Raw genomic sequence first — 14,269 nt, 5'->3', positions numbered from 1 at the left:
ATTCTTGGCTTTATACGATTACTTTAGAAACTAAATGCTTTACTTTTTCAAAAGGTTCAGCGACAAAATGATCCCTATTTTTAATTTTTTCGGGGAAACGAATATGGTATTCAAATTCATCTCTAAAGTGACGAATTGCTGCTGCCACTGGCCAAGCTGCCGCATCACCTAATGGACAAATTGTATTTCCTTCAATTTTACTTTGAATGCTCAAAAGCAAATCGATATCTTCTTCACGGCCGTGACCGTTTTCTATTCTATGCAAAACTTTTTCCATCCAGCCTGTACCTTCACGACAAGGCGAACATTGCCCACAGCTTTCATGGTGGTAAAAACGAGAGAAATTCCAAGTATTACGAACAATACATGACGTATCATTGTAAACGATAAATCCACCTGATCCCAACATTGATCCTGTAGCAAATCCACCGTCACTTAACGATTCGTAGGACATCAAACGATCTTCACCGTTTGCAGTTTTGTAAATTAAATGCGCTGGTAAAACGGGAACAGAACTTCCTCCCGGCACAAAAGCTTTTAGAGGTCTGTCAGAACTCATTCCGCCTAAATATTCATTAGAATTCATGAATTCGTAAACACTTAGACCCAATTCAATTTCATAAACACCAGGGTTTTTAATATGTCCTGAAGCCGAAATTAATTTGGTTCCAGTAGAACGTCCAATACCAATTTTGGCATATTCCGCACCCGAATTGTTCACAATCCACGGCACTGCGGCTATAGTTTCTACGTTATTTACAACCGTTGGGTTTGCCCAAAGTCCTGAAATAGCAGGAAATGGCGGTTTGATACGAGGATTCCCTCTTTTTCCTTCCAAGGATTCAATCAATGCAGTTTCTTCACCACAAATGTAAGCTCCGGCACCACAATGAACATAAAGTTCTAAATCGTATCCCGAGCCCAATATATTTTTACCCAAAAATCCAGCAGCTTTTGCTTCATTGATGGCTTTTTCCAATATTTTATAAACCCACATATATTCTCCACGAATGTAGATATAAGATAGGTTTGCACCCAAAGCATAACTTGAAGTAATCATTCCCTCAATCAATAAATGAGGAATAAATTCCATCAAATAACGATCCTTGAAAGTTCCTGGCTCCGATTCATCCGCATTACAAACTAAATGCCTTGGTTTTCCTGATTTTTTATCAATAAAACTCCATTTCATTCCTGCCGGAAATCCTGCTCCGCCACGACCACGCAATCCAGAAGTTTTTACTTCTTCGACAACTTCGTCTGGTGTTAATGTTTTTAAGGCTTTTTCTACTGAAGCATAACCCCCGTTTTGACGGTACACTTCGTAAGTTTTAATTCCTGGAACGTTTATTTTGTCTAATAATATTTTTTGTGACATATTATTTATCGTGTACTATTATTTTATCGTTTTTGCAATCAGCAATTAATTGGTCGATTTTCTCTTCGTTCAAATGTTCTCTGTAAAAATCGCCTAATTGCATCATTGGAGCATAACCACAAGCGCCTAAACATTCAACACCTCTAACTTCAAATAGACCGTCTGGTGTTGGCTCACCCACTTTCACTCCTAATTTCTCGCAGGTATAATCCATTAAATCCTCCACCCCATTCAAACAACAAGGAGAAGTTTGGCAAAATTCGAACATGTATTTTCCAATTGGTCTTTGGTTGTACATCGTATAAAACGAAACTACTTCATAAACTTCGATTGGTTTAATCAAAAGGATTTCAGCTACTTTATTCATTAATTCAATACTCAACCAATTCTCGTGAGCATCTTGAACTTCATGCAAAACAGGCAATAATGCCGATTTTCTTTTATCTTCAGGATAATGACTTATCAATTCATTGATGCGATTCATCAATGCTTCGGTCATATTTATTTCTTGTTTGTGATACGTTCTTTCCATTTTTATTTTTTTTGCCACGAAGGCACAAAGTCACAAAGTTTTATTTTAAAATCTGAAATCGTTAATCAATAATCTGAAATCATTATGCGTCTAATTCTCCGGCAATAACATTTAAACTTGACAAAATAACAATTGCATCCGACAGTAATGAACCTTTAATCATTTCTGGATACGCTTGATAGTAAATAAAACAAGGCCTACGGAAATGCAATCTATAAGGCGTTCTGCTTCCGTCAGTAACTAAATAAAATCCTAACTCCCCGTTCCCTCCTTCTACAGCATGATAAATCTCAGCAACTGGAACAGGAACTTCTCCCATTACAATTTTGAAATGATAAATCAACGATTCCATATTCGTGTAAACAGCTTCTTTCGGAGGAAGATAATAATCCGGAACATCGGCATGGAATTCATTTCCTTCAGGCATTTTGGCTAAAGCTTGACGAATAATACTCAAACTTTCCCAAACTTCGGCATTACGAACACAAAAACGATCGTAAGTATCTCCAGATTTTCCAACAGGAATAATAAAATCGAAATCTTCGTAAGAAGAATATGGTTGCGCTACACGAACATCATAATCAACACCTGCAGCACGTAAATTTGGACCTGTAAATCCGTAAGCCATAGCTTGTTCAGCTGTTATAGCTCCAACATTTACAGTTCTGTCAATAAAAATTCTATTTCTTTCGAATAAGTTTTCAAATTCTTTCCAAGCTGCTGGAAATTCTTCTAAAAACACATCTAATTTTCTAAAAGCTTCTGGTGACCAATCTCTTTCGAAACCACCAATTCTCCCCATATTTGTAGTCAAACGAGCCCCGCAAATTTCTTCGTAGATTTCATATACTTTTTCTCTAAATTGGAAAACATACAAAAATCCGGTATAAGCTCCTGTATCGACACCAAGAATGGAATTACAGATAATATGATCCGTGATTCTTGCCAACTCCATTACAATTACCCTTAAATATTGTGCTCTTTTAGGAACTTCAATATCTAATAATTTCTCTAATGTCATCCACCAACCCATATTGTTTATAGGTGAGGAACAATAGTTCAATCTATCAGTAAGAGGTGTGATTTGGTAAAAAGGACGGTTTTCAGCAATTTTTTCGAAAGCTCTGTGAATATAACCAATAGTTGGTTCTGCTTCCAAAATTCTCTCCCCATCCATCAACAAAATATTTTGAAAAATACCGTGTGTCGCTGGGTGAGTAGGCCCTAAATTCAGAATCGAAAGCTCGCTTCCGTCTTCGTTTAGTTGCTCTTGTATTCTTTTAGCATAGCGATGCTCTGGTGGTAATAATAGTTCTGACATTTAGTTAATGTGAAAAATTATAATAGTGAGTATTTTTAATAATTGTCTGTCGTTCTTCCAAAGAAACGGTCATCTTTATCCGTTCTTCCGCTATCTTCCATTGGAAATTCTTTTCGCATTGGAAAAGAAATCATTTCATCCATATTCAAAATACGTTTCAATTGTGGATGACCAATGAAGTTTATCCCATAAAAATCAAATGTTTCTCTTTCCATCCAATTTGAACTTAAGAAAATATTAGATATCGTTTTTATTTCCGGGTTTTCACCGTTGATAAATGCCTTGATTTTAATTCTTTTGTTTTCGTACCAATTGTGCAAATGATAGACTACCGCAAATTGATGATCAACATCATTGTCAGGATAGTGAATCCCACACAAATCAGTTAAAAAATGAAACCGTAATGTTGGATCATTTTTCAAAAAAAGAATCACCGCCGTAATTTTATCAGCAGCGACTTCAAATGAAAATATATCTTTTTCCTGCTTGAATTCAAAAACAGCCGAATCAAATGTTTCGACTAATTTTTCTTGGATTTGTATCGTTTCTAGCGCCATTATTTTATTTGATATTATAAGAAGCTAATAATTCTTGGTATTCCGGAGAACTTCTTCTTCTTACAGATTCATTTCTTACTAATTCTTGCAATTTCATAACACCATCAACAATTTGCTCTGGTCTTGGTGGGCAACCTGGAACATAAACATCTACCGGAATTACTTTGTCAATCCCTTGCAAAACAGAATAGGTGTCAAAAATCCCACCTGAACAAGCACAAGCACCAACAGCAATAACCCAACGAGGCTCAGACATTTGTTCGTAAACCTGACGTAAGATTGGTGCCATTTTTTTTGAAATTGTCCCCATTACCATTAGCATATCCGCTTGACGAGGAGAAAAACTCACCCGCTCAGAACCAAAACGCGCTAAATCATAATGCGAAGCCATCGTTGCCATAAATTCAATTCCGCAACAAGACGTTGCAAAAGGTAAAGGCCACAATGAATTAGCACGAGCCAATCCCACAACATCATTCAGTTTTGTGGCGAAGAAACCTTCACCAACAACACCTTCTGGTGGCTCAACCATATTTATTTTAGAATCGCTCATCTTTGTAAAATTATGAATTACGAATTATGAATTATGAGTTCATAATTTAAATTTAAAAATATTCTTATAAACACTTTAGAAACCGGAATTCTTGTAATTCGTAATTTCTAATTCGTAATTAATTTTTATTCCCACTCTAGCGCTTTCTTTTTGATAATGTAGAAAAAACCTACCAAAAGTAAAAACATAAAAATCACCATCTTAACCATACCTTCCATTCCCAATTCTTTGAAATTGATTGCCCATGGGTAAAGAAAAATTACCTCAACATCAAACAAAACAAATAGTATAGCTACAAGAAAATATTTTACTGAAAATGGAATTCTTGCGTTACCCACAGATTCGATACCGCATTCGAAATTTTTATCTTTGATTTCAGATGATCTTTTAGGACCTAATTTTCCTGAAACCAATATAGTACCTACAACAAATCCTACAGCCAAAATGAACTGCATTAAAATTGGGATATAATTTAATTGATCGGATTGCATATTATCGTTGTTTTTGAATAAAAATAAGCCACAAAGATAGGTTTCAAGGATTTAAAACACAAGTTTAAAGCAAAATTTAGTTTCTATGAAAATACGATTTTCTTGTTATTTTTAACGATTATAAATAATTTCGTATTTAAGACGTCGTTTTTTCATTATACTGCAAAAAAAAACGTTCCGACATGTATCGGAACGTTTTAAACATTCGTAGGCAAAAAAATAAATTTTTATGCTTAGATCACTGCTACTTTCGCAGCAACTTTTCCTTTTCTTCCTTCTTCTTCTTCATAGCTAACTCTGTCACCTTCGCGCAATTCTTCCGCGTTGATTCCTGATGCATGAACAAAAATGTCTTTTCCTGTTTCTTCGTCTGTAATGAATCCGTAACCTTTAGATTCATTGAAAAATTTAACTGTACCTGTACGCATTGTAATAGTAATAATAATTTATAATGGAGCAAATGTAATATTTAATATAATACGAAATACTATCTTCTGTTTTTATTTTGTAAAAATATTGATATTCAACGTTTTCAAACAAATTTAAACGACAAACTGCATTTAGTCAATTTTAATATGCAACTCTTTTAATTGCGATTCATCAATTGTAGATGGTGCGTCAATCATAACATCTCTACCTGAATTATTTTTGGGAAAAGCAATGAAGTCCCGAATCGTTTCCTGCCCACCAAGAATCGCCACTAATCGATCCAATCCAAAAGCTAAACCTCCGTGTGGCGGCGCACCAAACTGGAAAGCATCCATCAGAAATCCGAATTGTGCTTTAGCTTCCTCCTCAGTGAAACCTAAATATTTAAACATCAATTGTTGCGTAGCTTTATCGTGAATACGGATCGATCCACCGCCAATTTCATTACCATTCAAAACCATATCATAGGCATTGGCACGAACTTTCCCTGGATTTGTCTCCAATAAATGCATATCTTCCGGCTTAGGAGACGTAAAAGGATGATGCATCGCATGGTAACGACCGCTTTCTTCATCAAATTCCAATAATGGAAAATCAACAACCCAAAGTGGTGCAAATTCTGTTGGTTTTCTTAATCCCAAACGACTTGCCAATTCCATACGCAAAGCGCTTAACTGTCCGCGCGTTTTATCCGCAGGTCCAGAAAGCACAAAAATCATATCACCCGGCTGCGCTCCTGTAGTTTTTGCCCAATGGCGCAAATCATTTTGATCATAGAATTTATCTACGGATGATTTATAGGTTCCATCTTCGTTGCATTTTACATACACCATTCCCGACGCACCAACCTGAGGCCGTTTTACCCAATCAATCAAAGCGTCAATTTCTTTACGAGTATAATTTCCAACTCCGGGAGCAGCAATACCCACTACTAATTCCGCAGCATTAAAAACCGGAAATTCTTTGCTTTTAGCTACTTCGTTTAACTCGCCGAATTCCATCCCAAAACGAATGTCCGGTTTGTCATTTCCGTATGTTTTCATAGCATGCTCGTAGGTCATTCTTGGAAATTTCTCTACTTCGATACCTTTTATTTCTTTCAATAAATGTCTTGTCAATCCTTCGAAAACATTCAAAATATCCTCCTGCTCCACGAAAGCCATTTCGCAATCTATTTGTGTAAATTCCGGCTGTCTGTCTGCACGTAAATCTTCATCACGGAAACATTTCACAATTTGGAAATATTTATCCATTCCACCCACCATCAACAACTGTTTAAAAGTCTGAGGCGATTGTGGCAAAGCGTAAAACTGTCCTTCATTCATTCGAGAAGGAACAACAAAATCTCTGGCTCCTTCTGGAGTAGACTTAATCAAATAAGGTGTTTCTACCTCGCAAAAATCTAAATCTGAAAGATACTTGCGCACTTCCATGGCTACTTTATGACGAAAAAGCAAACTGTTTTTCACAGGATTTCTTCTAATGTCAAGGTAACGATATTTCATTCGGATGTCTTCTCCTCCATCTGTTTCATCTTCAATAGTGAAAGGAGGTGTAAGCGAAGCATTAAGAATATTCAATTCTGAAACTAAAATTTCTATTTCGCCTGTAGGAATATTTTTATTTTTTGCTTCCCGCTCGATAACAGTTCCTTTTATTTGAATTACGAATTCACGACCCAAAGTTTTAGCCGCTTCAAATACTTCTTTTTGAGAACGACCTTCGTCAAAAATCAATTGCGTAATTCCATAACGATCACGTAAATCAACCCAATTCATAAATCCTTTATCCCTTGATTTCTGAACCCAACCAGCAAGTGTAACTTCAGTATTAATATGTGAGGCGTTCAATTCGCCACAATTATGACTTCTATACATGATCCAAATTTTAGATTATTTCGCCCTTTGGGCTCGGGTGCAAATTTAGGACTAATTATGAATAATGAATTGAGAATAGTGAATTTTTACACTATTGTTTTTTATCTCAATTTATTTTCCAATGTTAAGCTTTTGCCTAATGTTACTAAATTGTTATGTAAAAGTTTTTTTAATGTAAATTAATAAGTAAATTTGACATATAAATACAAAACATTAACAACTCAAGATATGAAAAAGTGTATGATTTTAGTAGCAATACTGTTCTCAGGGATGATTTTTGCACAAGAAGCAAAACCAGTATTAGAACCTTTTGGCAAAAAGATTAAAGCGACTTACTTTTTTGAAAACGGTCAAGTGCAGCAAGAAGGTTTTTTTGAAAATGGAAAATTAGAAGGAGTTTGGGTTTCTTTTGATGAGAAAGGAAACAAAACTTCGTCCGGTGAATATGAAAATGGTCTTAAAACCGGAAAATGGTTTTTTTGGTCTCAAAACAATGACACTGGCATTAATAATCTAAGTGAAGTTGATTATTCCAATAATAGAATAGCTTCCATTAAAAACTGGAAACAAGACGCATTGGTCGACAGAGACTAAGGATTAATCCATTAATATTAAAAAGCTTTCGCCTAAAACGAAAGCTTTTTTTATTATAGTCCTTTTTGTTTTTTCAACCATCCCAAATTACAAAACCGGTTACAGGCAAAGCAGCCATAAAACCAGTTGTAAAATAGACAGTCATTTATTTCATAATTACAAATAGCACAAGACATTATTCGTTAATATATTGACTGGGAACAAAATTCAAAAAGGTTTTAAAACCAGCGCTATATTTTTTTAAATTTACGGTGTAATAAAAGGCTCCTTTTTTTGAACTGAGCTTGTCCTTATCTTCCAACTTTTCTAACAATTTAGTAGACAACAACTTTCGGTTGAAATTCCCTTTGTCAAATTCCATATTATAAACAGCCTCATAAAGGCTTTGCAATTGCGGCATGGTAAACTTATCCGGCAACAATTCGAATAAAAGCGGATGTAGCGCCGCTCTGTACCGTAGCTTTTCTTTGGCTAATTCAACAATAGCAGAATGGTCAAAAATTAATTCGGGTAACTGATTAATAGGAAACCAAGCCGGATGATAATCCTCACTAATCTGCTGATTGTATTTATGAATATCTATTAATGCAAAATAGGCAATGGATATGGTTCTTTCAACGCTATCTCTATTTGGCTCTGTAAAACAATGCAACTGTTCCATATACACCCCATCCAGACCTGTAAGATCTTTAAGAACTCGAACCGCAGCATCGTCAGCACTTTCGTCATCACTTACAAACCCTCCTACTAAACTCCAATTTCCTTTAAAAGATTCAAAATTTCTTTTTATAACCAACAATTTTAACTCTTGTCCATCATATCCAAAGATGATACAATCGACTGCAAATAAAAATCGTTTTTGTTGAGAATAATGCGACATACTTACGAAAGGTGTATTAAAATCAAATGCCCTTTAGTTAAGTTTTTCCAGCTAAATAATTGCTGACTACTTCTAACTAAACGGCATTGATTCAGATTATTTTAAGGTCTCCAAAACTTGATGTTAAAAAATAATGCTACCAAAATTTAGCATACAAAGCAAAAATAATCAGTAGTGTTATTACTATCAATACTGTTGTTTGAGGTTTTACCTTGAACATTTCAGTATCTAACTCAAAGGCTTTTGGATTCACTTTTGGCCCAGCAAAACTCACTGCAATCATAATAAGCATGGTAAACATAAATGACAACCCCATACAGATGTGAAATGGTATTTCATATCCGCCTTTTCCATTCGTATAAGCTGTGTATAATAATGTTTCATTTCCAAATAGTGCTGGTGCAAATTCGTTAAACAAAACCGACAATAAGAAACCGGAGATTACCCCTATTATTGCAGCAGTTCCTGTAGTTCTTTTCCAGAACATTCCAAGGAAAAACATGGCAAATACACCCGGACTAATAAAACCTGTATATTTTTGAATATAGGTAAAACCACCCACACCACCAATTCCAAGTACATCATTCCAAGTAAATAAAACAGCAAGGAGCATGGCTGCAAAAACAGCATATCTTCCTATGTTCACCTGACCTCTATCAGTAGCGTCTTTTTGGATGTATTTTTTGTGCACATCCAGAGTATAAATAGTAGAAATACTATTTACTTTACCCGCTAACGATGCAACAATCGCAGCAGTTAAAGCTGCAACTGACAATCCTTTTAAACCTGTTGGAAGGAAAGTTAACACTGCAGAATAAGCACCATCTTTACCACCTACCAATTGAGGTAAATGCCCATTCTCATATAAAACATAAGCAGCAATACCAGGTAACATAACAATAAGTGGCATTAATAATTTTAAAATCCCCGCAAACAAAATACCGGTACGGGCAGTTTGTAAATCCGCTCCTAATGCTCTTTGGGTAATGTATTGGTTACAACCCCAATAATTAAGATTAATAATCCAAATACCAGCCAAGTAAGACATCATTCCTGGAAAAGTAAGATACTTATTAATATCATTTTGAGAAGAAGTCGCAGTGGGTTCCGGGATAATCATTTTGAAATGCTCCGGAGCTTCTCTCATCAATACTTTGAAACCTGCTATAGCATTTTCGCCAACACCAAAATATTGTCCAACAGTAGTCAAAGCAATGTAAGACGTAACCAGTCCACCAATTATTAAAACAGCAACCTGAATTACATCCGTATAAGCAACCACTTTCATACCTCCTAAAGAGATCACTAAAGCAAAAACGGCAAGCCCGATCATAATAGCATGTAAGTATTCACCACCAGCCAATCCATTAATGGCTACAGCACCTAAATATAAAATAGAAGTCAGGTTAACAAATACATATAAGAACAACCAGAAAACGGCCATAATTAAAGCAGTTGATTCGTTATACCTTGTTTTCAAAAATTGAGGCATCGTGTAAATCTTGTTTTTTAAATAAACAGGAATAAACCAAACGGCTACAATAATCAAAGCAATGGCAGCAATCCACTCATAAGCAGCAACTGCAATTCCTAAAAAGAATCCTTCTCCACTCATTCCAATAAACTGTTCTGCAGAAATATTAGAGGCAATCAATGAGGCGCCAATAGCCCACCATGTCAGTGTTCCTTCTGCCAGAAAATAAGCTTTGGCATCGTGTTCGTTTTTTTCGCGTTTGCGATAAACGGTATATCCATAAGTGGACACCACGATAAAATAGATAATAAATACTGCGTAATCTGCGAAAGCAAGGTTCTGGTTCATGAGTAAATAGTTTATTAATAGTATTAAAAATAGATTGCATTGGTATATATTATTTATGAAGTAAAAAGATTCTAATTACAGAATCAATTATTATACATTAATAATACTTGATTAATCTTTAATTTTTTTCAAATATATTATTATTTGTTAAATTGACAATTATTTTATTAGATTATTTTTTATTGTTCATTATTTTAATGAATGCTATAAAAAAAGCAGTTTCAATTGCTATATGTTTTTCTTTACATTCCATTGCTTAATTTAAATATAGTTCATCTCATCTCGAAAAACGGGACTAATTATTACAGAAAATGCAATGATCAGCCAATACTCTTTATTTATCTTAAGATTTAAGATGTAGGGCGTTATTTTACTATCAAAACACTTTATCAGGAAATAATATCCCTTTCTGATTCACTAATCCACTTTAAATCACCTACTTTTTGTTATTTCCCTCTAACTTTCTGCTCCCATTTCCAAGCACTTACTATCCCTTCTTCCAAAGTTGACTCTGTTTTCCAACCAAGAATATCATTCGCTTTCTCTGTATTGGCATAAGCCGAAATAACGTCACCTTCTCTTCTATCAACAATTTTGTATGGTAATTTTTGCCCACTGGCTTTTTCGAAAGCTGTAATCACTTCCAAAACAGAACTTCCCGTACCGGTTCCCAAATTAAAAGTTTCTATCTTATCTAAATTCTTTTTATTTACTAATCGTTGCAAAGCAATAACATGCGCTCTTGCTAAGTCTACAACATGAATATAATCCCGCACACAAGTCCCATCAGGTGTTGGGTAATCATCCCCGTAAACGGATAATTCTTTTCGCAAACCCATTCCAGTTTGGGTAATAAACGGCACTAAATTTTGTGGCACTCCAATAGGTAATTCCCCTATTTCTGTCGATGGATGAGCACCAATAGGATTAAAATAACGCAACAAAATAGCGTTTATACCACTTACTTTTGTAACATCGGCAATGATTTCTTCGCCAATTTGTTTGGTATTCCCATAAGGTGACATGGCTGGTTTAACCGATGCATTTTCGTTAATAGGCATTGTTTCGGCTTGACCATAAACGGTACAAGACGAACTAAAAATAAAATGAGCTTCTTGTTTTTGTTGCAATTCCTGAAGCAAATAGATTAAAGTATTAATATTGTTTTCATAATACAATAGCGGATTCCCCACACTTTCACCAACTGCTTTAGAAGCTGCAAAATGGATTACGCCAGCAACATCAGAATGTCTTTTGAAAAAATCCTGCACCGAAACTTTCTCTCTCAAATCCAACTTTTCAAAAACAGGCATTTTACCTGTTATAGCAACTATTCCTTTTAAAACTTCTTCAGATGAATTTGAAAGATCATCGATAATTACAACTTCAAAACCTTCATTTTGCAATTCGACTACAGTATGCGAACCAATAAAACCTAAACCGCCCGTAACTAGTATTTTCATAATTTATTTTTTATAATACATTTGAACTTCCAATCTTAGTTATTATGAACTAATTTTTAAAATCTATTAGTTTAAAAATTCTAAGATATTTAGTATAAATATTTTTATCTTTTGTGTTTTTGCTGTCTTATTTCACTTCATTTATTTCCAGTAACACACTCGTTCTTTTCAAAGTAACATTTGGATTAATTCCTGCTTTCATCAAGAAATCACCTGTGTAAACTTTGTCAGAAGCAATTGATGAAGTAACACCCGGATACAAGTTAATTTCTTTTACGGTATATTTTTTCTTTGGATTTAATCCGTTTAATACAACTGGTCGCTCCGTTGCAGTTATATTAAATCTATTATTCACTAAGTAGTTAAAAACAATCGCTTTGCTCTTGTCTGGATTTACATACATCAATGCGGCAATATCATTTTCATGGGGATTGACTAAACGAAACATATCGCCATGCCACACTATCTCTTTAAATGAGTTGTAATTTGTTATGGCTTGTTTGCAAAATAATTTGTCATCAGCGTTTAGCTTTCCTGCTACAATATCAAAACCCAATTTGCCCATACTAGCCACATCAACTCTAAATTTCAGTGGTTGTTTCCCCCAGTCAGTAACATGGTTGTCAGTAGCAATAGAAGGGAAGAAATAAGAGTAATCCCATTGTACAAAAATTCTTTCCAAAGGTTCGGTGTCATCAGTTGGCCAAAATTCTGTAAAATATTTCAGCAATTCATAATCGCCACGACCCCCACCACCAGAACACAGCATCATTGGGACTTTTGGATATTTGGCGCGAATTCGTTGCAGCACTTTATACAATCCTTTCGTATAATCTATATACAAATTAGATTGTGGCAATCCTTTTTTGTTAAGATAAGCAGAATAAGCGTTATAAATAACCGCATTACAATCCCATTTTATAAACGCCAATTCCGGATTTTTTACAAATAAGTTATCTACAATTCCAAAAACAAAATCTTGTACTTCGGGATTCGACAAGTCCAATACCAGTTGATTTCTATAATAAATTTCAGGTCTTTCCGGTTGTTTTATAACCCAATCAAGGTGTTTTTCGTACAACTCACTCTTTGGGTTTACCATTTCAGGCTCTATCCAAATACCAAATTTTACGCCTTCTTTTTTGGCTTCTTTTACCAAATAACCCAAGCCGCTTGGGAGTTTCTTTTTATTCTCCTGCCAGTCGCCAAGCCCTGCATCATCATTATTTCTTGGGTATTTATTACCAAACCAACCATCGTCCAATAAAAATAGATCAACACCCAAATCTTTTGCATCTTTAAACAATCCTTTTATTTTGTTTTCATCAAAATCAAAAAAAGTAGCTTCCCAATTGTTCAACAAAGTAAGTCGTTCGCCTTGACCATCAAGAAGTCTGTATTTTCTTGCCCAATCGTGTAAATTTCTACTGGCTTCGCCTGTACCATGATTTGATAAAGCATAGATTAAAGAAGGTGTTTTGAAAATTTCATTTGGAGCCAATGAATATTCCGAAGCAAACGGATTGATTCCTGCAATTAGTCGAAGATTTTTATGAGAGTCGATTTCAAAATCAAGTTTGAAATTGCTACTCCAAGCCAACTGACCTATCATAACAGTTCCTTCATTTTCTGAAGCAGGCTTGCCAAAAGACACCATAAAATTAGGCGTTTGTAAAAGCATCGCTCTTGTTCCCAGTTTAGAATCTACTGTTCTTATACCTTGTAAAAGCTTAGTTTCTACAGGTTGCATCTCCTTTAAATATTCTCCCTGGAAACTCGTAAGATAAAAATCTTTATTGGAAAAATATAAATTAGCAGAAGCGTACTTTTGCAATAAAACAGGCTTTTTCTCCCTGTGTTTTATTTCTGTCCATTGCTCGATTATATTTTCTTTTGCCCAAACTTTATAAAACAAAGTAACCTCAAACGGATAAATGGGATCTTTCAGAAGGATGCTTGTAATGGAAGTATCAGCATCAATTTTTTCGATTTTATGGCTCACATATTTCAGTTCCAAAGAAGGATTCCCATCTGCATGTTTGACCTGAATGGCGGGTTCAGAAAGATTCCAGGTCCCCGAAGGCGTATAGGACGAATTATAAATACCTGCATTAGCTTCATCATAATTAAATCCTGCCGAAACAGCCGCATATTCACTTTCGTTTTCAAGAGGCTTTCCAAAATAAACAGTTCTCAACCTGTTGCTACTGTCGGTTTGCAACAATAACACATTGTTTGAAGTAGCAATAGGAATGGTTACTGTTTGTGCCGATAAATTGATGACACTAATCATAAAATATAAAGTGAACATATATTTTTTATTAAAATAGGATTCTAGTTTTTCTTTCATAATTCTTGTTCTAAATGTCATC

Annotated in this window: 13 protein-coding genes; 1 reads left to right on the top strand and 12 read right to left on the bottom strand. The window is 34.9% G+C overall.

Annotated elements, in window-relative coordinates:
- Positions 1-10: 10 nt before the first annotated feature.
- From nuoF to aspS, 8 genes are all read right to left on the bottom strand, one after another.
- Positions 11-1,378 carry an NADH-quinone oxidoreductase subunit NuoF gene (gene nuoF, locus ACNO7W_RS00770; protein ID WP_417936642.1) on the bottom strand — a complete coding sequence of 456 codons (1,368 nt, stop codon included), beginning with the start codon at positions 1,376-1,378 and terminating at the stop codon, positions 11-13.
- A 1-nt stretch (position 1,379) separates the two neighbouring features.
- On the bottom strand, positions 1,380-1,910 hold the full coding sequence (locus ACNO7W_RS00765) for a complex I 24 kDa subunit family protein (protein WP_417936641.1): 531 nt from the start codon (positions 1,908-1,910) through the stop codon (positions 1,380-1,382).
- 82 nt (positions 1,911-1,992) lie between these two features.
- Positions 1,993-3,231, bottom strand: a complete 1,239-nt coding sequence (locus ACNO7W_RS00760) for an NADH-quinone oxidoreductase subunit D (RefSeq protein ID WP_143387183.1) — start codon at positions 3,229-3,231, stop codon at positions 1,993-1,995.
- A 35-nt stretch (positions 3,232-3,266) separates the two neighbouring features.
- Entirely contained in the window at positions 3,267-3,788 is a 522-nt protein-coding gene (locus ACNO7W_RS00755; protein WP_039110431.1) for an NADH-quinone oxidoreductase subunit C, read from the bottom strand.
- Between the two features lie 4 nt (positions 3,789-3,792).
- A complete protein-coding gene (locus tag ACNO7W_RS00750; protein WP_417936640.1) occupies positions 3,793-4,341 on the bottom strand; it encodes an NADH-quinone oxidoreductase subunit B in 549 nt (182 codons plus the stop codon).
- A gap of 125 nt (positions 4,342-4,466) precedes the next feature.
- Positions 4,467-4,832, bottom strand: a complete 366-nt coding sequence (locus ACNO7W_RS00745) for an NADH-quinone oxidoreductase subunit A (RefSeq protein ID WP_417936639.1) — start codon at positions 4,830-4,832, stop codon at positions 4,467-4,469.
- Positions 4,833-5,065: 233 nt separating this feature from the next.
- Complete coding sequence (locus tag ACNO7W_RS00740; protein WP_007137066.1) at positions 5,066-5,260, bottom strand: cold-shock protein; 195 nt, start codon at positions 5,258-5,260, stop codon at positions 5,066-5,068.
- A 132-nt stretch (positions 5,261-5,392) separates the two neighbouring features.
- On the bottom strand, positions 5,393-7,138 hold the full coding sequence (gene aspS, locus ACNO7W_RS00735; RefSeq protein WP_143387187.1) for an aspartate--tRNA ligase: 1,746 nt from the start codon (positions 7,136-7,138) through the stop codon (positions 5,393-5,395).
- A gap of 228 nt (positions 7,139-7,366) precedes the next feature.
- Between aspS and ACNO7W_RS00730 the strand changes: the two genes are divergently transcribed.
- Positions 7,367-7,732, top strand: a complete 366-nt coding sequence (locus ACNO7W_RS00730; protein WP_417936638.1) for a toxin-antitoxin system YwqK family antitoxin — start codon at positions 7,367-7,369, stop codon at positions 7,730-7,732.
- Positions 7,733-7,907: 175 nt separating this feature from the next.
- Here ACNO7W_RS00730 and ACNO7W_RS00725 read toward each other — a convergent pair whose 3' ends face one another.
- From ACNO7W_RS00725 to ACNO7W_RS00710, 4 genes are all read right to left on the bottom strand, one after another.
- The gene (locus ACNO7W_RS00725) at positions 7,908-8,612 is read right to left on the bottom strand and encodes an NUDIX hydrolase (protein ID WP_143387189.1); all 705 of its coding nucleotides are present in this window, start codon (positions 8,610-8,612) and stop codon (positions 7,908-7,910) included.
- Positions 8,613-8,748: 136 nt separating this feature from the next.
- Positions 8,749-10,434: a sodium/sugar symporter gene (locus tag ACNO7W_RS00720; RefSeq protein ID WP_143387190.1), complete on the bottom strand. Its 1,686-nt coding sequence runs from the start codon at positions 10,432-10,434 to the stop codon at positions 8,749-8,751.
- Positions 10,435-10,880: 446 nt separating this feature from the next.
- Positions 10,881-11,897 (bottom strand): UDP-glucose 4-epimerase GalE, encoded by a 1,017-nt coding sequence (gene galE / locus ACNO7W_RS00715; RefSeq protein ID WP_417936637.1) that lies wholly within the window; start codon positions 11,895-11,897, stop codon positions 10,881-10,883.
- Between the two features lie 127 nt (positions 11,898-12,024).
- Positions 12,025-14,247, bottom strand: a complete 2,223-nt coding sequence (locus ACNO7W_RS00710; protein WP_417936636.1) for an alpha-galactosidase — start codon at positions 14,245-14,247, stop codon at positions 12,025-12,027.
- Positions 14,248-14,269 lie beyond the last annotated feature (22 nt).

Source organism: Flavobacterium sp. ZB4R12 (genome assembly GCF_048276375.1).
Taxonomy (GTDB): domain Bacteria; phylum Bacteroidota; class Bacteroidia; order Flavobacteriales; family Flavobacteriaceae; genus Flavobacterium; species Flavobacterium gawalongense.
The sequence above is the reverse complement of the archived record's forward strand: the minus strand, read 5'-3'. Positions and strand labels throughout refer to the sequence as shown.